Source organism: Methylobacterium platani, from assembly GCF_001653715.1.
Classification (GTDB): domain Bacteria; phylum Pseudomonadota; class Alphaproteobacteria; order Rhizobiales; family Beijerinckiaceae; genus Methylobacterium; species Methylobacterium platani.
Genome location: NZ_LWHQ01000025.1, coordinates 17,042 through 38,174, shown reverse-complemented (window position 1 = coordinate 38,174; position 21,133 = coordinate 17,042). Strand labels below are relative to the sequence as shown.

Genomic DNA, 21,133 nt, shown 5'->3' with positions numbered 1-21,133 from the left:
CAGATGAACTTGTCAAAGAGCCGATCGACCAGGGGCCGATCTCGACCTCCGGAGAACGAAAAGCCGAACCAGGTCGCCCCGGCCCTTGCTTCATCATCTCTGGAGAAGTCCGTCGCGGCGGCCAGTTCGTCGGCGCCCCGTCGGTGAGCGGCTGTCTAAGGGTAGCTGGCTCCCCTGTCAACACGCCCCGGTCCGGGGGTCGGGAGCGGCCGGCGCGCGCGTCCGGTCATCCGGTTCGTGCATGTAGCGGCACCGCGTCGATGATCGAGATCCAGCGCGCGTTCGAGGCGGACTTCCGCGTCTACGGCGTTCGCGAGATCTGGCGGCCACCGGCCCGAGAGGGGATCGTGACCGCGCGATGCACGGCCGCGCAGCTTCGGCAACGTCCCTCCCGCCGAGGCCGACGCGCGCTATCATGCTCAGGTCGGCGACCGAGCCGTGGCCGCCCGACCCACGACAAACAGCCTCCGACAAACCCGGAGCGGCTCACACCTGAAAAGGCCTGGATCTGAATGGCCGACGAGATCAGCGACATCCGGCTGTTCGTCGCCATGGTGGCGGCCGGGAACCTCTCGGCGGCGGCGCGGACCTTGGGCTCGTCGCCGGCGGTGATGAGCCGGCACCTCACCGCCCTGGAGAACCGTCTCGGCGTCCGGCTGGTCACGCGGACGTCCCGGCGCTTCGAGCTCACCGACGAAGGTGCGCAGTTCCACGAGCGCTGCCTCGGCATCCTGGCCGAGATCGACGCCGCCGAGGCCGAGGCGGCGCAGGGGGCGGGCCGGCCGCGCGGCCCGTTGCGGATCAGCGCGCCGCTGCAATGGGGCCGGCGCGTGCTGGCGCCGGTCATCGCGGCGTTCAGCGACCGCTATCCCGCGGTCAACGCCCATCTCGTCCTGACCGATGCGAGCCTCGACGTCGTCAATGACGGGCTCGACATCGCGATCGGCGCGGTGCCGCCGCAGGCCTCCGGGGTGATCGTGCGCAAGATCCTGTCCGGGCGCCGGATCATCTGCGCGGCGCCGGTCTATATCGGTGCGCGCGGCCTGCCGCGGACGCCCGACGACCTCAAGGACCACGACTGCATCCGCCTGGTGACCGGGCACCAGAACGTCGACCGCTGGTCGTTCCGGGACGGCGACGCGGTCCGCACGATCGACATCCGCGGCAAGCTGTCGACGACCAGCACCGAGGTGGTCAATGCCTGGGTCCTGGCGGGGCACGGGATCGCGTCCCGGGCCGAATGGGACATCGCGCCCGAGCTCGAGGCGGGGCGCCTGGTGCCGTGCCTGGAGGCGTACTGGTCGGGCCCGATCGCCCTCTATGCGTCCTACGCCAGCCGGCGGCACCTGCCCCCGCGCATCCGCGTCTTCATGGACTTCCTCGGCGACGCCCTCGCGGCGTCCGGGCCCGCGGCCCGCCCCTGACCCGCCAGCGCCGATCTTTGCGGATCGCGCAAAGATGCTGTTCGGCACCCGGACTCACCGCGACGCCGGCAAAGCGCGTAATCCCGCGCCGACGGGAGAGGAACGATGCGGCACGGCACACGAGACTTCGAACAGGATCGGCGATCCGCGCCGGGGCTCGCCGACGATGCCGTCCGGCAGGGCCGGGACGACGATCAGGGGCGCGGTTCCGGCTGGCGATCGGCCGCGATCTGCTTCGCGATCGGCGCGGTTGCCGTGATCGACCTCGCCTCCGCCTGCCTCGAACTTCTATTCTTATAGGTCACGTCATGAAAACCGCTGCACTGATCTCGATCGCGTTCGCCGGGCTCGTCGCCGCGCCCCTCGCCTGGGCCGGCCCGGAGGGGGCGGCCGCGAGCCGCGAGCCCGCGCCCAGGGCGCAACGATTCGTGGGCTCGTGCCTGCCGCAGGACGAGAACGGCCGGGATCTCCCCAACCCGAACGCCTCGTCGGTCTGCGGGCAGTTCCGGGACGGCCGGTCCGAATGCGCCATGCAGGAGCGCCGCGGCAACCGGCAGGCCCTCGCCCTGCACTGCTTCGGCTTCGACGACGTCGCGGAGGTCGCGCCGGTCGAGGCGCCGGTCCGCTACACCTCCGGGCGCCGGCGCTGAGCGCCGCCGCGGCGGGGTCTGGGGATAGGCGCCGCCGGCGTGCCGGCGGCGGATGGACAGGGCGGTCGCGGTCCGCGAGGGTTTTTCACCCTGGCGACCGTCCCGGTGCGCCGCGGGACGAGGAGGACGCGATGGGCCCGTTCCGCGCCGACGAGCCGCCGAGCTGAGCGATGGATTCGGCGATCCTGCTCGTGCGGGTGCTCGACTTCGTCGGCACCTTCGTGTTCGCCCTGAGCGGGGCGGCGCTCGGCGTCGAGCGCCGGCTCGACCTGTTCGGCGTGCTGGTGCTCGCCTTCGTCACCGCGGTGGTCGGCGGCATCGTGCGCGACGTCCTGATCGGGGCGATCCCGCCGGCCTCGGTGGCGAGCTGGCACAACCTCGCCCTCGCGGTCGCCGCCGGGCTCCTGGTGTTCTGGTTCGCCCGGGCGGTGGCCCGGCTGAGCCAGCCGGTCCTCGTCTTCGACGCGGTCGGGCTCGGCGTGTTCGCGGTGGCCGGGACGCAGAAGGCGCTCGACCACGGCATCGACTGGCCGATGGCGGCGGTGCTCGGCATGCTCAGCGGCATCGGCGGCGGCATGGTGCGCGACGGGCTGACCGCGCAGGTGCCGACCGTGCTGCGCTCGGAGATCTACGCCGTCGCCGCCCTGGCGGGCGGGCTGGTGGTGGTCGCCGGCGGCGCGCTCGGCCTGCCGCCGGTCCCGGTCGCCCTGGCGGGGATCGGGCTGTGCGTGTTCCTGCGCCTGATGTCGCTCGTCCGGGGCTGGCGGCTGCCGGTGGCCCGGCCGCCCGAACCGTGAGCGCGGCCTACGATGCGTCCGGCAGCGGATGGAGCCCCCCCAACCATCCGCGGCGCGCGGGAGAGGTCGTCCCGGATGTAGACTTCGGCGGTGCCGGGATCGGCGTGGCCCGGGAGTTCGCCGATCCCGGGCCTTGCCGCGTCGCCCGGGCGGGGCGGCTCAGGCCGCCAGCAGCCGCCGGGCCGCGGCGAGATTGGCCCGGACATGCGGCTCGGCCGCGAGGGCGCCCGTCATCGGCACCTCGACCGAGAGCGCCGCGGTCGCCGGCAGGACCGCCAGCAGGGCCGACAGGGGCAGCGCGCCCTCGCCCGGGGGCAGGCGCCCGGCCCGGGCCTCGTGGATGATCGCCTCCATCGACCCGGGCGCCCGGGCCGGCGCGTCGCAGAGCTGCGCGCTGCGGATCAGGCCGGCCGGCACGGCGCGCAGATCGGCCACCGTGCCGCCGGTCCGGGCGAGGTGGAGCGCGTCGACGAGGACGCCGCCGTTCGGACGGCCGGCGGCCTCGACCACCCGGACCGCGTCGGGCAGGCTCGCGACCCGCCGCCAGGCCATGCATTCCAGGTCGACCCCCATGCCGTACCCGGCCGCGAGGTCGCACAATTCGGCGAACCGCGCGACGAGGCGGGGGCGGTCCGGATCGTCGCCGCACACGCTCAGGGCCCGCGCGCCGAGACCCGCCGCCGCCTCGAGGATGCCGGCCAGCGAGGCCGGCGCGAAATCCTCCCCGATCGTGACGAACTCGATGTCGTGGAGGCGCACCCCCTCGTCGCGCAGGGCCTGCCGCACGGCGCGGAAGGCGGGGCTCCCGGCGGCGACGTCGTAGACCGGGGCGCCGGGAAAGGCCGGGTAGAGCCGCAGGCCGATCGCCGCGTAGCCGGTCCGGGCCGCGAGCCGGACGAGGTCGACGGGCGGGACCGCGATGCAGGTGAAATGGGCGAGGCCCAGGGGCCGGTCGGGGAGGGCGGGCATGGCGGTGCTCGACGGGTCAGGGCACGGCCGCGGCAGCGAGGTGCCGCTGCAGGTTGGTGCCCGTGCGGTGGATGTGCTCGCGCAGGCGCGCGCAGGCGAAGTCGGCGTCGCGGGCGACGGCCCCTTGCGCGATCTCGCCGTGCTCCTGGGCGACGTTGCGGTCGCCGCCCGGAACCCGGCGCAGGAAGGTGCGCCGGTAGCGGTCGTTCAGGGTCAGGAGCACGCCGCAGAACTTCAGCAGCAGCGGCATCCGGCACCCGGCGATCAACGTCAGGTGGAACTCGCGGTGATAGGATTCCCAGCGCTCCAGCGTCTCCGGCTGGCCGGGGTCGCGCTCGACCCGGTTCAGGCGGTGGAGGGCGCGCATCACGTCGCCCTCCCAGTCGATGGTGCCGAGCGCGATCGCCTGGCGCAGCGCCAGCACCTCGAACTCCTCGCGGAGCTGCGTGATCTCGGCCAGGTTCGCCGGCGAGACCGGCGCGACCCGGTAGCCGCGGTTGTCCTCGAACACCACGAGCCCGTCGGAGATCAGCCGGGCCAGCGCCTCCCGCAGCGGGCTCAGGGAGACGCCGAAGCGCTCGCGGGCGCGCTCCAGGTTGATCTTGCTGCCGGCCTCGAGCCGGCCGGAGACGATCGCCTCGCGCAGCCGGTCGACGAGCTGGCTCGCCATCGTGTTCTTGCCGTCGTCGACCAGGGCGGCGGGCGCCACGGGAGCGGATGCGGCGGGGACGGACGGCCCCTCGATGCGGCGGCGCGCGGTGCCGCGGGTCCTCGCCTCGTTCAAGCCGTGCCTCCGTCCGGGACGGACCGTCCCGCTCAAACCCATCGACGATCGTTAGTAAAACCGATTTTTCCTGTCAACGGAGACCTCGGCCGCGATGCGGCCGGGCACCGCGCCCGAGCGAACCGGCTCGGCCGGCGCGCCTGCGGCGAGACCACCGGGCCGGCAATCGAAGCCGTTATCGACTTTGCATCAGGTGGTTGCCGTGGGAGATCGCCTGCGCGCGGGTCACGGCCGGCCTTCGACCATACCGCGTGGCGGTGCAGGCCCGGCGGTGCCGGGCTTCCAGGCAACAATCGCCGATTGACGGATAATCGATGATATGAGAGCAGAAGGGAACTTCACGGAGGTCGGCCATGCCCATCGCGCGCCAGGAGGACGTGACCCCTGCGGTCCTGGAGGTCATGGCGCGGACCAGCGACCCGCGCCTGCGCGAGATCATGACCTCGCTCGTCACCCACCTGCACGGCTTCGTCCGTGACGTGCGCCTCACCGAAGCCGAGTTCCGCGACGCCACCGCGATCCTCAACGAGATCGGGGCGCTGGCCTCCGACACCCACAACGAGTTCGTGCTGATGGCCGGCTCGCTCGGCGTGTCGTCCCTCGTCTGCCTCCTCAACAACGGCGACCACGGCAACACCGAGACCTCGCAGTCGCTGCTCGGGCCGTTCTGGCGCCTCAACGCGCCGCGGGTCGAGAACGGCGGCACCATCGTGCGCTCCGACACGCCGGGCGACCCGCTCTTCGTCGATGCCCGGGTGGTCGACGGCGCGGGCCGGCCGATCGCCGGGGCGGAGGTCGACGTCTGGCACGCCTCGCCGGTCGGTCTCTACGAGAACCAGGATCCCGAGCAGGCCGAGATGAACCTGCGCGGCAAGTTCACCACCGACGAGGACGGCCGGTTCCGGTTCCGCTCGGTGATGATGGTCGGCTATCCCATCCCGACCGGCGGGGTCGTCGGGCGGCTGCTGGCGGCGCAGGGCCGCCATCCGATGCGCCCGGCCCACCTGCACGCCCTGATCGTCAAGCCGGGCTTCAAGGTGCTGATCTCGCAGGTCTACGACGCGAACGACCCGCATATCGCTTCGGATGTGCAGTTCGGCGTGACGCGGGCGCTCCTCGGCGACTTCGTCCGCCACGACGCGCCGCGCCCCGACGCACGAGCGCCCTGGTACTCCCTCGACTACACCTACGTCATGGAGCCGGGCGAGGCGGTGCTGCCGCGCCCGCCGATCAAGTGAACCCGACATCCCGGAGCGAACTGCCGTGCTGAGCGACGACGATCACCGCAAGGCCGCCGAGGCCATCCTCACGGCCGAGCGCGAGCGGGTGCCCTGCCCGCAGCTCTCGAAGACCTTTCCCGGCATGGAGATCGCGGATGCCTACCGGGTCCAGGACCTATGGGCCGAGGCGCGGATCGCCGCGGGCGCCCGACTGGCCGGCCACAAGATCGGCCTGACCTCCCGCGCCATGCAGATGGCCTCGAAGATGACCGAGCCGGATTACGGCCGCATCCTCGACGACGCGCTGTTCAACGACGGGGCGCAGATCCGCACCGACCTGTTCATCAAGCCGCGGCTGGAGGTCGAGCTCGCCTTCATCATGGGCGAGGACCTGTCGGGCCCGGGCTGCCGGATCTACGACGTGATGCGGGCGACGGAGTTCGTGGTCCCGGCGCTCGAGATCATCGACTACCGGACCGAGGTGCCGCGGGCGATCGTCGACACCATCGCCGACAACGCCGCCTTCGGGGCGATCGTGGTCGGCGGGCGCACGATCCGGCCCTTCGACGTCGACGTGCGCTGGATCGGCGCGACGCTGTCGCAGAACGGCATCATCGAGGAGTCGGGCGTCTCGGCCGCCATCATGGGCCACCCGGCCGCCGGCATCGCGTGGCTGGTCAACAAGCTCGCGGCGGTCGATGCGGGGCTCAAGAAGGGCCAGATCGTGCTCGGCGGCTCGTTCACCCGTCCCGTCGACATCAAGCGGGGCGACGTGATCCAGGCCGATTACGGCCCGCTCGGCGCCATCGGCGTGTCCTTCGTCTGAGGCCGTCCGGCCGGGCCTTCGACCGCGATCCCGGACTCGCAGAGCGTCGTGTCGGGACGACGCTTCCCGCGCCCCGCCTTGCGGCGGCGGCGCACTGACCCCGACATCACGGGAACCCATCGTGCCCGTGGCCTTACGCCGGCGATCCCCAGGGCGCGGGCCATGGCAGTCACGGTCCGGCGGCCCGCTCGCTGCACCTCGATCCGGCGCAACTCGCGCTCGCTCATCAGGACCCACCCCATGGCGACCTCCCGCGGTCCGCAAAACGGGGGAGTGTGCCATTCCTACTTGGCTCAAGTAGGACATTCTAACTTTGCGCCTACACACGCGATTCGCATAAGAATTATTATGGAATGAAAGACCTCGGTTGTGACGGACACGGCCGGCGCCTTCCGCTCATCGGCCGACCCCCTCGCCATCGTGGATCGCGCGGCTTTCGGACGATCCCTGGCGGCAAGCGTTCGGATCTTCCGTTCGCAGCTCGGTCGATCGAAGCCGGCTGCATCGAGAGCACGACGGCTCCCATGAAAGTCGAACGGCTGTCCTGGAATGTCGTCAACCGCTGCGAGACCGCGGACCTTCCGGGCGTGCGGCACGGCGCTCCCCCGTCACCTCTCGTGCGAGCAGCCCCTCAACCGAACTCTCCACCAGCGTGACGTGCCGCAGCATCGCGGCATGGGCCTCAGCCGCTCGGCCGGCCAGGATCGCGGCGACCACCGCGCTGTGCTCGGCGTGCGAGCGGGCGAGGCGGCCGCTCAGGCGGAACTGCGCCTCGCGGTAGGGCTGGAGACGGCGCCGCAGGCCTGCGGCGAAGTCGAGCAGCACCCCGTTGTGGGCGCCGGCGTAGATCGCGCCGTGGAACGCCGTATTGGCCTGTGCGTAGGCGGCGAGATCGCCGCCCCGGGCGAGGTCGCCCATGGCGTCGTGGAGGGCGTCGAGGCGGCGGCGCTCGAGCGGGCTCATCGACTGGGCGGCGAGCCGCGCGCAGGTCGCCTCGATCTCCCCCATGGCGACGAACAATTCGGCGAGCTGGTCCGCCGTCACCTGCGCCACCACCGCGCCCCGGCGCGGCCGCACCTCGACGAGACCGGAGCTACCGAGATGGCGCAGCGCCTCGCGCACCGGCGTTCGCGACACGCCGTACTGGTCCGCGATCGCCTGCTCGTCGAGGCGGCTGCCGGGCGCGAGCGCCCCGGTGACGATCGCCTCGGCGATCTCCGCCGCCAGCCGCTCGCTCCGCGTCCGTCCTGCCGCCTCGTCCATCCTGCCCCCGTTCCGAACGGCCAAGACCCGCCTGATCAAGACCCGCCTGATCAAGACCCGCCTGATCAAGACCCGCCTGATCAGGACCTGCCTGATCAGCACCTGCGTGACCAAGCCTCGCTCGACCAAGCCTCGCTCGACCGAGACACTGCCCCGTCGTCAGGCCGTCGGCTTGCCTGAAATTGCGGCGGCTGCGCTCAAACTACATGCGTGCAACACCGGCGCAATGCATGCACTCTTACCAAGTTGCATGCAATTTCCGGTGCCGGCCCGATCTTTGCCTCGCTTCGCCGCACGCCCTCCGGCGCGCCGGCGCGGGCCTCCGATCCCTCCTGCTCGACAAGGTCCGCGCCGCATGATCACTCGCCGCACCGCCCTCGCCGCCGGGCTCGCCGCACCCTTCGTGGCGCGGCATCGAGCGAGCGCACAGAGCCCGACCCGCAACGAGACCCTGCTGCTGGTGCAGGAATACGGACCGAACTCCCTCGACATGCAGGGCATCGGCGCCTCGCAGCCGGTGAACGGCGTCGCGCTCAACTGCTACGACCGGCTGCTGCGCTTCAAGCCGGTCCCGATCCCGGGCGGCAGCGGCCATGCCGTGAGGATGGGCGACCTGGAAGGCGAGCTCGCCGAGAGCTGGCAGGTCGCCTCCGACGGGATGAGCTGCACCTTCAAGCTCCGCGATGCCAAGTTCCATTCCGGCCGGTCCGTCACCGCCCGGGACGTGAAGTGGTCCCTCGACCGGGCCGTGTCGATCGGGGGCTTCGCCACCACGCAGATGAATGCCGGCTCGCTGGAGAAGCCGGAGCAGTTCGTCGCCCTCGACGACAAGACGTTCCGCGTCGATTTCGTCCGCAAGGACAAGATGACGATGTCGAACCTCGCTGTCACGATTCCCTTCGTGATCGATGCCGAACTGGCCCAGCGGAACGGCGGCGGCGATCCCTGGGCCAAGGAGTGGCTGAAGAACAACGTCGCGGGCTCCGGCGCCTACCGGATCGAGAGCTGGAAGCCGGGCGTCGAGACGATCTACGTCCGCAACGATGCCTGGACCTCCGGCAAGCTGCCGCAGCTGCGCCGTGTCATCGCCCGCGACATCGCCTCGCCCTCGACCCGCCGGGCGCTCATCGAGAGGGGCGATGCCGACATCTCGTACGGGCTGCCGCCGAAGGACTTCAAGGACCTGATCGACGCCGGCAAGATCAAGGTCGTGGGCGTACCGATCCCCAACGGGGTCTGGTCGGTCTATCTCAACACTGCGGTCGGGCCGTTCACGGATGTGCGCCTGCGCCAGGCGGTCGCCTGGGTGCTGCCCTACGAGAAGATCCTGCAGGCCTCGCTGTTCGGGCGCGGCCTCGACATGTCGGGCGGGCCCGAGACGCCGCAGGTCGCCTGGCCCCAACCCTATCCGTACCGGACCGATCCGGCGAAGGCCAAGGCCCTGGTGCAGGCCGCCGCGCCCAACGGCGTCTCGACCACGCTCCTGTTCGACGCCGGCAACGCCACGGTGGCCGAGCCGATGGCGGTCCTGATCAAGGAGGCGCTCGCCGGCATCGGCATCACCGTCGAGATCGGCAAGGTCCCGGGAGCGAATTTTCGCGGCGAGATCTCGAAGAAAACCAACCCGATGGTGCTCAACCGATTCGCCGGCTGGCTCGACTACCCGGATTATTACCTGTTCTGGACCCTGCATGGGGCGAATTCGATCTTCAACATCGCCTCGTACCAGAACCCGGAACTGGACAAGCTGATCGACACGGCCCGCTTCACCGACGACAAGGCGATCTACGAGCGGAGCGTGACCGGCTTCGTGTCGCTCGCGGAGCGTGAGGTGCCGATGGTGCCGATCGCCCAGCCGACCCACGACGTCGCGATGCAGCGCACGATCAGCGGCTACCAGTTCCAGCCCTGCCGCGAGCCGGATTTCCGGTATCTCACCAAGGGCACGGCGTCGTGAGGAGCTGACCGATGCTGCGCACGCTCCTCGACCGCCTCGCCACCACCCTGCCGGCGCTCGCCGGGGTCGTCGTGGTGTCGTTCCTGCTCACCCGGGTGCTGCCGGGCGACACCGCAGCCTACTTCGCGGGACCCGCGGCGACACCCCAGGCGATCGCGCAGATCCGCAGCGAGCTCGGCCTCGACCGGCCCCTGCCCGAGCAATTCGCCCGCTACGTCGCCGACCTCGCCCGGGGCGATCTCGGCCGCTCGCTCACGACGGGACAGCCGGTGACGGCGGATCTCGGCGCGCGGCTGCCGGCTTCCGCCGAGCTGACGCTGTTCGGCCTCGCCCTCGCGCTCCTCGTGGCGATTCCGCTCGGGGTCGCGGCGGCCTTGCGGCAGGGCTCGCTCGTCGATCACGCCTGCCGCGTCGTGGCGACGGCGGGCGTGTCACTGCCGGTGTTCTTCACCGGGCTCCTCCTCGTCTATGCGTTCTACTTCGTTCTCGGCTGGGCGCCGGCGCCGCTCGGGCGCCTCGACGCCTTCGCCTCGCCGCCGCCGACGCGGACCGGCTTCTTCCTCCTCGACAGCCTGATCGCGGGCGACCTCGAGACCTTCCGGGCGTCACTCGCCCAGATCGTCCTGCCGGGCCTGACGCTGGCGATCTTCGCCTTGGCTCCCATCGCCCGCATCACCCGGGCGGCGATGCTCGCCGTCCTCGCGGCGGATTTCATGCGCACCGCACGGGCCGCCGGCCTGTCGAGCCGCCGGGTCGTGGTGACCTACGGCCTGCGGAACGCGCTGTTGCCGGTGGTGACGACGCTCGGCATGGTGTTCTCCTTCCTGCTCGGCGCCAACGTGCTGGTCGAGAAGGTTTTTGCCTGGCCGGGCGTGGGATCCTACGCGGTCGAGGCGCTGATCGCCTCCGACTTCGCCCCCGTCCAGGGCTTCGTCCTGGCCATGGCGCTGCTCTACACGGTGCTGAACCTCGGCATCGACCTCGCCTACGGGCTGATCGACCCGCGCGTGAGGGCCGCCGCATGAGTGCGACCGGCACCCCCGCCCTCGCCGCCGACCGGCCCCGCACCGGCGTCTCGGCGACGCTCGCACATGCGGTCTCCGTCGTCGCCGGCAATCCGGTCACCGGCTTTGCCTTCGCGCTGCTCGTCGGCCTCGTCGCCTGCGCCGTGCTCGGCCCGTCGCTCGTGCCCTACGATCCGCTCGCCTCCGACACGGCGGCGGCGCTCCAGGCACCGACCCTGGCGCACCCGTTCGGCACCGACCAGCTCGGGCGCGACATCCTCTCGCGGGTGGTCGTGGCCGCGCGGCTCGATCTCGCCATCGCGGTCTTCTCGGTGGCGCTCGTCTTCGTCGCCGGCGGGCTCGCCGGGATCATGGCCGGGTTCTTCTGCGGCTGGACCGACCGGATCGTCGGGCGGCTCGCCGACACGATCATGGCCTTCCCGCTCTTCGTCCTGGCGATGGGCATCGTGGCGGCCCTCGGCAACACCGTCGGCAACATCGTGCTGGCCACCGCCATCATCAACTTCCCGCTCTACGCCCGGCTCGCCCGGGCCGAGGCGGCGCAGCGCCGCAACGCCGGCTTCGTCCTGGCGGCCCGGCTCACCGGCAACACCGACCTGCGCATCGTCCTGACCGGCATCCTGCCGAACATCCTGCCGATCATGATGGTGCAGATGTCGCTCACCATGGGCTACGCCATCCTGAACGCCGCCGGCCTGTCCTTCATCGGCCTCGGCGTGCGGCCGCCGACGCCCGAATGGGGCATCATGGTCGCGGAGGGTGCGGGCTTCATCGTCTCGGGCGAGTGGTGGATCGCCCTCTTCCCGGGCCTCGCGCTGATGCTGGCGGTGTTCTGCTTCAACCTCATCGGCGACGGCCTGCGCGACATCGTCGACCCCCAGAGGCGCACGTGACCGCGATCCCGCTCCTCGACATCCGCGATCTCACGGTCGAGTTCGCCACCCGCCGCGGCCCCGTCCGGGCGGTGCGCCAGGTCGACGTGACGGTGGGCAAGGGGGAGACCGTCGGCATCGTCGGCGAGTCCGGCTCGGGCAAGTCGGTCACCTCCTACGCGGTGATGCGTATCCTCGACCGGGCCGGGCGCATCGCCGGCGGCGAGGTCAGCTTCTCGGGGATCGACCTCCGGGCGGCCGGCGAGCGCCAGATGCGCGACCTGCGCGGGCGGGAGATCTCGATGATCTTCCAGAATCCCCGCGCGGCGCTGAACCCGATCCGCAAGGTCGGGCACCAGATCGAGGACGTGCTGCGCCAGCATGCCGAAGCCGGCTCCGGCGACGCGAAGGCCAAGGCCGTCGCCGCCCTGGAGCAGGTGAAGATCGCCCGAGCCGCCGAGCGCTACCACGCCTACCCGTTCGAATTGTCCGGCGGCATGTGCCAGCGGGTCGTGATCGCGCTGGCGCTCGCGTGCCGGCCGCAACTCCTCATCGCCGACGAGCCGACCACCGGCCTCGACGTGACGACCCAGAAGGCGGTGATGGACCTCGTCACCTCGCTCACCCGGGAGCGCGGCATGGCGACCGTGCTCATCACCCATGACCTCGGGCTCGCCGCGACCTACTGCGACCGGATCGCCGTCATGGAGCAGGGCCGCGTCGTCGAGACCGCGCCGGCGGCGACGATCTTCCGCACGCCCGCCCACGTCTATACCCGCAAGCTGGTGCAGGCGACGCCGCGCCCGGGCGTCTCGCTGCGCGACCTCCTGCCGGACGGCGCGCCGACGGCCGCCGCCGGTCGAGCCGAGGGTGCAGGGGCGCCGCTCCTCGCCGTCTCGGGCCTGGTGAAGGAGTATCCGAGGGCCAAGGTCGGCCTCACCCGGCCCAGGGCCGCGGAGGCGCCGTTCCGGGCGGTCGATTCCCTGAGCTTATCGGTCGATCGCGGCGAGAGCGTCGGGCTCGTGGGCGAGTCCGGCTGCGGCAAGTCCACGACCTCCACGATGGTGATGCGTCTCCTCGATCCCACCGGCGGCTCGATCGTGTTCGCCGGCGAGGAGATCGGCGGCGTACCGGCGGCACGCTTCGCCCGCCACCCGCTGCGGCCGAGGATCCAGATGGTCTTCCAGGATCCGACCGAGTCGCTCAACCCCCGCTGGACCGCCGCGCGCGCCATCGCCGACCCGCTGCTGCGCTTCCGTACGGTGCGGGGAACCGATGCGATCCGGGCGCGGTGCGAGGAGCTGGCACGCCTCGTCGGCCTGCCGGTCGATCTCCTCGACCGTTTCCCGCACCAGCTCTCCGGCGGCCAGAAGGCGCGCGTGGGCATCGCCCGCGCCATCGCGCCCTCCCCCGACCTCGTGATCCTCGACGAGCCGACCGCGGCGCTCGACGTCTCGGTTCAGGCCGTGGTGCTGAACCTGCTCGCCGACCTCAAGCAGGCGCTCGGCATGAGCTATCTCTTCGTCAGCCACGACCTGCAGGTGGTGCGGATGCTCTGCGACCGCGTGATCGTCATGCAGGCCGGCCGCATCGTCGAGGAGGGGCCGACGGCCGCGGTGCTGGAGGCGCCGCGGGCCGATTACACGCGCGCGCTGCTCGCCGCGATTCCCCACCCACCCGTGTGAGGGCCGATCATGACGACACCTCCCCTTCCCCTCGACGACGACACCGCCGGCGCGGTCGTCGACGCGATGATGCCCCTCGTCGGCATCCCGATGGCGCCCGAGTGGCGCGAGACGGTGATCGCCAGCGTCAAGGCGACGGCCGCCGCCGCCCGGCTGGTGCTGGACTTCCCCCTCGACGACGCCGTCGAGCCGGCGCCGGTGTTCCGGGCAAGTGCTGATTTGGCAAGTGCCGGCTCGGCAAGCGGAGACCCGGCATGAGCGGCTCTACCACGAGCGGGTCGCGCACCGCCTCCGAGATCGCCGCCGCCGTGGCGGCGGGCCGGCTCACCGCCGCCGCATCGGTCGAGGCCGCCCTGGCGCGGATCGCCGCCATCGATCCCGGCGTGAACGCATTCACGGACGTGACGGCCGGTCGCGCCCGGGCCCGGGCGGCCGAGATCGACGCGGGCCTTGCCTCCGGCCGGATACCGGGTCCGCTGGCGGGCGTGCCCTTCGCGGTCAAGAACCTGTTCGATGTCGCGGGACTTCCGACCCGCGCCGGCTCGAAGATCAATCGCGATCGCGAGCCGGCGGCTCGCGACGGCGCCCTGGTGCGGCGGCTGGAGGCGGCGGGCGCGATCCTGGTCGGCGCCCTCAACATGGGGGAATACGCCTACGACTTCACCGGCGAGAACGCCCATGACGGCCCCTCGCGCAACCCGCACGACCGCGAGCGGATGACCGGCGGGTCGTCGGGCGGGTCGGGGGCGGCCGTGGCGGCGGGGCTCGTGCCCCTCGCCCTCGGCTCGGATACCAACGGCTCGATCCGGGTTCCGGCGTCGTTCTGCGGCACCTTCGGGCTGAAGCCCACCTTCGGCCGGCTGTCGCGGGCGGGCTCCTACCCCTTCGTCGCGAGCTTCGATCATCTCGGGCCGCTCGCGAGATCGGTCGCCGACCTGGCGCTCGCCTACGACGCGATGCAGGGCGAGGATCCCGACGATCCCTGGCAGACGCCGCGCTCGATCGAGCCGGCGACGGATGCCCTGGCGCGAGGACGGACGGGTCTGCGCATCGGCGTGGCCGGCGGCTACTTCGCCCGCGGCGGCGAGCCCGATTGCTTCGAGGCCGTCGCGCTCGCCGCCGCAGCGCTGGGCGCCACCCGCCGCGTCGAGATCCCGGAAGCGGCGCGGGCCCGCGCCGCAGCCTTCGTCATCACCGCCGCGGAGGCGGCGGGCCTCCACCACGACCGCCTGCGGGTGCGCCCCGCCGACTACGACCCGGCGGTCCGCGACAGGCTGATCGCCGGTACGACGATCCCCGCCGCCTGGGTGCATCGTGCCCAGCGCTTCCGCAGCTGGTACCGGGCACGGGTGCTGACGGTGTTCGACGAGGTCGACGTGATCCTGGCCCCCTGCACGCCCTGTCGGGCGCTGCGGATCGGGCAGACGACCATGGAGCTCGACGGTGTCGCCGTACCGGCGCGGCCGAATATCGGCATCTTCACCCAGCCGATCTCGTTCATCGGCCTGCCGGTCGTGGCGGTGCCGGTGCGGGTCGGGGGCGGGCTGCCGCTCGCCGTGCAGGTGATCGCGGCGCCGTGGCGGGAAGACGTGGCCCTGCGGGTCGCGGGGGCGCTCGAAGCGGCGGGGGTGGGGGCGGCGCCCGTGGCGGCGTGAAACCGGGGCGCCCTGCACCCCTGGCGGGACCCTCGCGCGCGATCCGCGATCGACAGCGCGCGCTCCTGCGCGGGAGGAGAGATACCGCTCCTTCGTCCGACCGACACGACGCGCACGAGAACCGTGCGAAGGGAGACCACCCATGGACATCGACCAACCCGACGTGAAGGCCGAGGTCGAGGCGGCCTTCGCTGCTTACGAGACTGCCCTCGTCACCAACGACGTGCCGACCCTCGAGGCGCTCTTCTGGGACGATCCCCGCACCATCCGGTACGGGATCGGGGAGAACCTCTACGGCATGGACGCGATCCGGGCCTTCCGCCGGGCGCGTTCGCCGGTCGGGGTCGAGCGGAGCATCGGACAGACGGTCATCACCACCTACGGGCGCGACTTCGCCACCGCCTCGACCCTGTTCTGGCGCGAGGGCAACCCGGGCAAGGTCGGGCGCCAGATGCAGTCCTGGGCGCGCCTGCCCGAGGGCTGGCGCGTCGTGGCCGCGCATGTCAGCCTGGTCGACGAGGTGCCGGCGTGACCGGCTTTCCCCTGACCCTCGCCCAGTACCGGGAGGCCTACGCTTCGGGCTCCCTCACGCCGGCGGCGGCCGTGCACGAGGTCTACCGGCGCATCGCGGCGCATGCCGACCCGGCGGTCTTCATCACCCTGCGACCGGAGGCCGAGGTGGCGGCGGAAGCCCTCGACCTGCCGGCGGGTCCGCTTCACGGCATCCCGGTCGCCGTGAAGGACAACATCGCCGTCGCCGGCCTGCCCACCACCTGCGCCTGCCCCGATTACGCATGCGTCGCGACGGAGGACGCGGCGGTGGTGGCGCGGCTGCGCCGGGCCGGGGCGCTTGTCATCGGCAAGACCAACCTCGACCAGTTCGCCACCGGGCTCGTCGGCGTGCGCTCCCCCTACGGCGTGCCGCGTAACGCCCTCGCTCCGGCGCTCGTCCCCGGCGGCTCGTCGTCAGGCTCCGCCGTCGCGGTGGCGGCCGGGCTGGTGCCGCTGGCGCTCGGCACCGACACCGCCGGCTCGGGCCGAGTGCCGGCGGGGCTCAACAACATCGTCGGGCTCAAGCCCACCCTCGGCGCGCTGTCGACCCGCGGCGTCGTGCCGGCCTGCCGCACCCTCGATTGCGTATCGGTCTTCGCCCTCACCGTCGAGGACGCCTTCGCGGGCTTCGCCGCGCTCGCAGGGTTCGACCCCGACGACCCGTTCTCGCGGCCCGTCGCGGTCGGTCGGCCCGGGCCGCTGACGCTGCGGGTCGGCGTGCCGGATGCGGCGAGCCGGCGCTTCGCCGGGGACGCGCTCTCCGAGGCGGCCTTCGAGGCGGCCCTCGCCGATCTCGGAGCCCTCGGGGCGGCCCTGGTCCCGGTCGATCTCACGCCGTTCTTCGCTGCGGCCGCGCTTCTCTACGACGGGCCGTGGGTGGCCGAGCGCTGGGAGGCGATCCGTGCCTTGATCACCACGCGGCCCGAGGCGCTTCACCCGGCCACCCGCGCCATCACGGAACGGGCGACCGCCTTCTCCGCCGCGGACGCCTTCGCGGGGCGCTACCGGCTGGCGGAGCTGCGCCGCGCCACCGAGACGGTCTGGCAGAGCATCGATGCCTTGTGCGTGCCGACCTTCCCGCGCCCGCAAACCCTCGAGGCGCTCGCCGCCGACCCGATCGGTCCCAACGCCGAGCTCGGCACCTACACCAACTTCGTCAACCTGCTCGATCTCTGCGCGCTGGCGGTGCCGAGCCATCCCCGTGCCGACGGGGGGCCGGCCGGCGTCACGCTGATCGCCCCGGCGGGCCGGGACGCCGCCCTGGTCCCGCTCGGCGACGGCCTCCACCGCGCCGGCGGCACCCCGATGGGAGCGACCGGCGCGCTCCTGCCGCAGGCCCCGGAGACGGATCCGGAACGGGCGGCCGGCGACGAGATCGAGCTGGCGGTCGTCGGCGCGCATCTGTCCGGCCTGCCCCTCAACGGGGAACTGACCTCCCTCGGGGCCCGGCGCCTGCGTGCGGTCGCGACCACGCCCGACTACCGGCTCTTCGCCTTGCCGGGCGCGGGCCCCCGCCGTCCAGGCCTCGTACGGGTGGCGGCAGGCGCAGGAACGGCGATCGCCACGGAGGTCTGGGCGCTCGCGCCGGACGCCTTCGGTCGCTTCGTCGCCGCGATTCCCGCCCCCCTCGGCATCGGCACCCTTCGCCTTGCCGACGGAACGTCACCGAAGGGGTTCCTGTGCGAGGCGGAGGGCGTGCGGGAGGCGAAGGACGTGTCGACCCATGGGGGATGGCGGGCGTATCTCGCCGCCGGTCGCGCTGGCTGAGCAAGCCTCGGCATGAGCGCCTGCCCGGCTCGCTCACGGGGGCCCGGGCGGATGCCCGGGCTCGTCGCGCCGGCCGGACCTCCCGGTGCGCGGCCCTGGCCGGCGCGGACGATCCCGGCTCCGAGCTCACGGTCGGGTCACGCCTGCTGTGATACCCTCTGGTCGACGGGCCCCGCGATCTCGGCCTCCCCCGGGCCCGGCCGCGACGCACGAATCTCCCGAAGGATCGACGGTCACATCACGTCCTGCACGCGGATCCACGTCGCCTCGAGATGGCGGGCGATGACCGCGGCGAGGCGGTCGGCGTCGCGAGCCTCGAGGGCTTGCACCATCTCCTCGTGCTCGGCCACCGCACCGGCCCACTTGTCCGGCGCGTCGCTGCCGACGAAGCGGATCCGGCGCAGGCGCGACTGGATGCCCTCGTGGGTGGCGGCCAGGAACGCATTGCCCGACAGGGTGGCCAGCCCGGCATGGAAAGCTTGGTTGCGCTTGAAGTATTCGAGCCGGGTGCGGGTCGCGTAGTAGCCCATCATCTCGTCGTGCAGCCGGCGGAGCGAGGCGATCTCGGCATCGCTCGCCCGTCGGCAGGCAAGACGGGCCGCCGTCGTCTCCAAGGCGGCCAGCACGTCGAGCATGTCGCGCACGTCACGGGGGGTCAGGCGACGCACCACCGCGCCGCGCCCGGGCACCAGCTCGATCAGGCCCTCGCTCGCGAGGAACTTCAGCGCCTCGCGCAAGGGGGTCCGCGAGACCCCGAGCGCCTGCCCGAGCTGGCCCTCGTGGATACGGCTCTCGGGCGCGAGATGGCCCTCGATGATGAGGTCGCGGATGCGCCCGACGAGCTCGTCGTGGAGCGTGCGCCGGCTGACCGGCACCATCTGGTCGAGGACAGACACCCCCTCGTTGCTCACGTCCATGTCCCGCCTCTCAGCCGCAAGCCCTCCTAGCATGAGGCCCCATCCTCCTCCACTCGCGACCGGCCGACACGCACGCTCATCGCCGCTTCCACGCATCCTGTCATCCTGCATACAGCATTCTTGCGTGCAAGACAGCCCGGGTCTATACGAGGGTCAACCCGAGGAAACGCCAGGTCTCACGCCCATGCCCGATCCGTCCGCCGACACGCAGCGCCCCGTCCTCGCCGTCGCCATCGGCGACCCGGCAGGAATCGGGCCCGAGCTCGCCGCCAAGGTCGCGGCCGATCCAGAGATCCGCGCCGCCGCCCGCCTGCTGATCGTCGGCGATGCCCGCGTCCTGGAGCGCGGCGCCGCGCAGGCCGGCCTGTCCCTCGACGTCGAGGTCCGGCGACCGGGCCAGGACCCGACGCCCGGCGGGCGCCCGGTGCTGCTCGATCTCGGCCACCTCGACCCCGACGCGATCCGGCTCGGCGAGGTGCAACGGGAGGGGGGTGCCTTCGCGCTGCGCAACTTCCGCGAGGCGATCGGCCTTGCCGCCGCGGGGATCGCCGGCGCGGTCTGCTTCACGCCGTTCAACAAGGCGGCGATGCGCCTCGCCCACCCGCCCTACGACGACGAGATCGGCTTCACCGCCGAGGTGCTCGGGCTCGAGGACGTGCCGGCCAAGGAGTTCAACATCCTCGAAGGATTGTGGAACGCCCGCATCACCTCCCACGTGCCGCTCTCGGCGGTGGCCTCGCTCATCACCTACGACGCGGTGCTGGAGGGCCTGCGGCTCACCGACCGCTCGCTCAAGGACAGTGGGTTCGCCTCACCCCGCATCGCGGTGGCGGGGCTCAATCCGCATGCCGGCGACGGCGGCAATTTCGGCCACGAGGACGATGCGATCATCGCGCCCGCGGTCGAGGCCGGCCGGCGGGAGGGCATCGACGCCCAGGGGCCGTTCCCGCCCGACACCGTCTTCCTGCGCGCCACCAAGGGCGCCTTCGACGCGGTGCTGACGATGTACCACGACCAGGGGCAGATCGCCATGAAGCTCATCGGCTTCGACCGCGGCGTGACCCTGCTCGGCGGCTTCCCGTTCCCGATCTGCACCCCCGCCCACGGCTCGGCCTACGACATCGCCGGCCAGGGCATCGCCAATCCGGGCGCCAGCCGCGCCGCCCTGCTGCTCGCCGCCCGGATGGTGGGGCGGGGAGCGGTGCAGCAGGCGGCGTGAGCCTCTGATCGGCGCGTCCGGCGCGACGACGCTTCCCGGCATCCCAGCCGCGACCTCGCCCCGGGATGCCGCTGCCCGCAGCAGCCCCGCAGGAGGCGTCCAGCCGGCGTTTCGGCTTCCGGAGGCCTCCGTCGAGGCAAGTCGACCGCCGATCGACTCACCTCTCAGGATGCGGTCGAGCGTGGGGCCAGGCAAAAAATAAAAAAACAAAACAAGAAACCGCACGATCATGAAAAACCATGGCGACGGGAGGAAATCATGTTCGGTTATCGCCGCGGAGGCGCGCCGCTCAACGTCCTGATCCTGCTCTCCGCGATGTCGTTCCTGCTCTACGTCGACCGGGTCAACCTGTCGACGGCGGCCTCCTCGATCCAGGCCGAGCTGGGCATGACCAACACCCAGCTCGGCATCGCCTTCTCGGCCTTCGGCTATTCCTACGCGGTGTTCCAGGTCGTCGGCGGCTGGATCGCCGACCGGATCGGCTCGCGGGTCACGCTGCTGGTCTGCGGCCTGATCTGGGTGCTGACCACGATCGGCACCGGGCTCGTCGGCAGCTTCGCGGCGTTGCTCGCGGTGCGCTTCGTGCTCGGGGTCGGCGAGGGCGCGACGCTCCCCGCCGCCGGCCGGGCGCTCACCAACTGGACGCCGCGCGCCAAGCGCGGCTTCGCGCAGGGCGTCACCCATTCCTGCTCGCGCTTCGGCAACGCGATCACGCCGCCGCTCGTCGCCTTCCTGATCCTCACCCTGTCCTGGCGGATGTCGTTCATCGTGCTCGGCGCCGTCACGGCGATCTGGGTCGCGGCGTGGTGGCTCTACTTCCGGGACGATCCGCGCACCCATCGCGGCGTCGTCGCGGGCGACCTCGCCGACGTACCGCCCTACTCCTTGAGCAAGGGCAAGGCCGATGCCGTGCCGTGGGGCCCCCTCCTGCGCCGCATGGCCCCGACCATGATGGTCTATTTCTGCTACGGCTGGACCGGCTGGCTGTTCTTCACCTGGCTGCCGGTGTTCTTCAAGCACGGCTACGACCTCGACATCAAGAACTCGGCGATCCTGTCCTCCGGCGTGTTCTTCGCCGGCGTCGTCGGCGACACCGTCGGCGGGGTGATCTGCGACTGGGTCTACCGCCGCACCGGCAGCCTCGAGGCGGCGCGCGCCCGGGTCATCCTGGTGAGCTTCCTCGGCGCCGCGGCCTTCCTGGTCCCGGTCCTGTTCGTGCGCGACCTCGCCGGCATCGCGCTCCTGCTCAGCGGCGCCTTCTTCATGATCGAGCTGACGATCGGACCGATCTGGGCCGTGCCGATGGACGTGGCGCCGCGCCACGCCGGCACCGCGAGCGGGCTGATGAACGCGGGCTCGGCGGTGGCCGGCATCATCTCGCCGATCCTGTTCGGGCTCATCATCGACGCGACCGGGAACTGGACCCTGCCCTTCGCCGGCTCGATCGGCCTGCTCCTCGTCGGCGCCGCCGCGACCTTCTGGATCAAGCCGCAGGTGCAGGTCGCGGGCTCCGCCCCGGCCGTCGCCCATGCGGTCCCGGCCGAGTGACCC

Annotated in this window: 20 protein-coding genes; 16 read left to right on the top strand and 4 right to left on the bottom strand. The window is 72.0% G+C overall.

The window, feature by feature from the left end; all coding sequences use genetic code 11:
• Positions 1-512: 512 nt before the first annotated feature.
• From A5481_RS14355 to A5481_RS14340, 4 genes are all read left to right on the top strand, one after another.
• Positions 513-1,424: a LysR family transcriptional regulator gene (locus A5481_RS14355; protein ID WP_048436657.1), complete on the top strand. Its 912-nt coding sequence runs from the start codon at positions 513-515 to the stop codon at positions 1,422-1,424.
• Between the two features lie 105 nt (positions 1,425-1,529).
• The gene (locus tag A5481_RS14350; RefSeq protein ID WP_048436656.1) at positions 1,530-1,724 is read left to right on the top strand and encodes a hypothetical protein; all 195 of its coding nucleotides are present in this window, start codon (positions 1,530-1,532) and stop codon (positions 1,722-1,724) included.
• 8 nt (positions 1,725-1,732) lie between these two features.
• Positions 1,733-2,074: a hypothetical protein gene (locus A5481_RS14345; RefSeq protein ID WP_048436655.1), complete on the top strand. Its 342-nt coding sequence runs from the start codon at positions 1,733-1,735 to the stop codon at positions 2,072-2,074.
• Positions 2,075-2,244: 170 nt separating this feature from the next.
• Positions 2,245-2,871 (top strand): trimeric intracellular cation channel family protein, encoded by a 627-nt coding sequence (locus tag A5481_RS14340; protein WP_048436654.1) that lies wholly within the window; start codon positions 2,245-2,247, stop codon positions 2,869-2,871.
• Between the two features lie 159 nt (positions 2,872-3,030).
• Here A5481_RS14340 and A5481_RS14335 read toward each other — a convergent pair whose 3' ends face one another.
• Both A5481_RS14335 and A5481_RS14330 read right to left on the bottom strand, forming a co-directional pair.
• Positions 3,031-3,840, bottom strand: a complete 810-nt coding sequence (locus A5481_RS14335) for a sugar phosphate isomerase/epimerase family protein (protein ID WP_048436653.1) — start codon at positions 3,838-3,840, stop codon at positions 3,031-3,033.
• A gap of 16 nt (positions 3,841-3,856) precedes the next feature.
• The gene (locus A5481_RS14330) at positions 3,857-4,510 is read right to left on the bottom strand and encodes a GntR family transcriptional regulator (protein ID WP_245239136.1); all 654 of its coding nucleotides are present in this window, start codon (positions 4,508-4,510) and stop codon (positions 3,857-3,859) included.
• Between the two features lie 467 nt (positions 4,511-4,977).
• Between A5481_RS14330 and A5481_RS14325 the strand changes: the two genes are divergently transcribed.
• Both A5481_RS14325 and hpaH read left to right on the top strand, forming a co-directional pair.
• Positions 4,978-5,862 carry a dioxygenase family protein gene (locus A5481_RS14325; RefSeq protein ID WP_048436652.1) on the top strand — a complete coding sequence of 295 codons (885 nt, stop codon included), beginning with the start codon at positions 4,978-4,980 and terminating at the stop codon, positions 5,860-5,862.
• A gap of 25 nt (positions 5,863-5,887) precedes the next feature.
• On the top strand, positions 5,888-6,670 hold the full coding sequence (gene hpaH / locus A5481_RS14320) for a 2-oxo-hept-4-ene-1,7-dioate hydratase (protein ID WP_048436651.1): 783 nt from the start codon (positions 5,888-5,890) through the stop codon (positions 6,668-6,670).
• Positions 6,671-7,225: 555 nt separating this feature from the next.
• Here the strand turns inward: hpaH and A5481_RS14310 are convergent.
• Complete coding sequence (locus A5481_RS14310) at positions 7,226-7,933, bottom strand: GntR family transcriptional regulator (RefSeq protein ID WP_048436658.1); 708 nt, start codon at positions 7,931-7,933, stop codon at positions 7,226-7,228.
• A gap of 355 nt (positions 7,934-8,288) precedes the next feature.
• Here A5481_RS14310 and A5481_RS14305 point away from each other — a divergent pair, with 355 nt between their 5' ends.
• The 8 genes from A5481_RS14305 (at position 8,289) to atzF (ending at position 17,446) form a co-directional block, all read left to right on the top strand.
• The gene (locus tag A5481_RS14305) at positions 8,289-9,890 is read left to right on the top strand and encodes an ABC transporter substrate-binding protein (protein ID WP_048436649.1); all 1,602 of its coding nucleotides are present in this window, start codon (positions 8,289-8,291) and stop codon (positions 9,888-9,890) included.
• A gap of 11 nt (positions 9,891-9,901) precedes the next feature.
• Positions 9,902-10,915 (top strand): ABC transporter permease, encoded by a 1,014-nt coding sequence (locus A5481_RS14300; protein WP_048436648.1) that lies wholly within the window; start codon positions 9,902-9,904, stop codon positions 10,913-10,915.
• The gene (locus tag A5481_RS14295; RefSeq protein ID WP_048436647.1) at positions 10,912-11,808 is read left to right on the top strand and encodes an ABC transporter permease; all 897 of its coding nucleotides are present in this window, start codon (positions 10,912-10,914) and stop codon (positions 11,806-11,808) included. Before A5481_RS14300 ends, A5481_RS14295 begins: the two co-directional genes overlap by 4 nt.
• The gene (locus A5481_RS14290) at positions 11,805-13,472 is read left to right on the top strand and encodes a dipeptide ABC transporter ATP-binding protein (protein WP_048436646.1); all 1,668 of its coding nucleotides are present in this window, start codon (positions 11,805-11,807) and stop codon (positions 13,470-13,472) included. The genes A5481_RS14295 and A5481_RS14290 overlap by 4 nt, the downstream gene beginning before the upstream one ends.
• A gap of 9 nt (positions 13,473-13,481) precedes the next feature.
• Positions 13,482-13,730 (top strand): DUF4089 domain-containing protein, encoded by a 249-nt coding sequence (locus A5481_RS14285; RefSeq protein ID WP_048436645.1) that lies wholly within the window; start codon positions 13,482-13,484, stop codon positions 13,728-13,730.
• The gene (locus A5481_RS14280) at positions 13,727-15,127 is read left to right on the top strand and encodes an AtzE family amidohydrolase (protein WP_064504004.1); all 1,401 of its coding nucleotides are present in this window, start codon (positions 13,727-13,729) and stop codon (positions 15,125-15,127) included. The genes A5481_RS14285 and A5481_RS14280 overlap by 4 nt, the downstream gene beginning before the upstream one ends.
• Before the next feature lie 142 nt (positions 15,128-15,269).
• Positions 15,270-15,659 carry an oxalurate catabolism protein HpxZ gene (gene hpxZ, locus A5481_RS14275; protein ID WP_064504003.1) on the top strand — a complete coding sequence of 130 codons (390 nt, stop codon included), beginning with the start codon at positions 15,270-15,272 and terminating at the stop codon, positions 15,657-15,659.
• On the top strand, positions 15,656-17,446 hold the full coding sequence (gene atzF / locus A5481_RS14270) for an allophanate hydrolase (RefSeq protein WP_048433908.1): 1,791 nt from the start codon (positions 15,656-15,658) through the stop codon (positions 17,444-17,446). The genes hpxZ and atzF overlap by 4 nt, the downstream gene beginning before the upstream one ends.
• Positions 17,447-17,679: 233 nt before the next feature.
• On the opposite strand, the gene A5481_RS14265 is transcribed toward atzF, so the two are convergent.
• The gene (locus tag A5481_RS14265) at positions 17,680-18,363 is read right to left on the bottom strand and encodes a GntR family transcriptional regulator (RefSeq protein ID WP_048433909.1); all 684 of its coding nucleotides are present in this window, start codon (positions 18,361-18,363) and stop codon (positions 17,680-17,682) included.
• A gap of 184 nt (positions 18,364-18,547) precedes the next feature.
• Here A5481_RS14265 and A5481_RS14260 point away from each other — a divergent pair, with 184 nt between their 5' ends.
• Together A5481_RS14260 and A5481_RS14255 are read left to right on the top strand one after the other, a co-directional pair.
• A complete protein-coding gene (locus A5481_RS14260) occupies positions 18,548-19,582 on the top strand; it encodes a 4-hydroxythreonine-4-phosphate dehydrogenase PdxA (protein ID WP_048433910.1) in 1,035 nt (344 codons plus the stop codon).
• 258 nt (positions 19,583-19,840) lie between these two features.
• Positions 19,841-21,130: an MFS transporter gene (locus tag A5481_RS14255; RefSeq protein ID WP_048433911.1), complete on the top strand. Its 1,290-nt coding sequence runs from the start codon at positions 19,841-19,843 to the stop codon at positions 21,128-21,130.
• Positions 21,131-21,133: the final 3 nt, after the last annotated feature.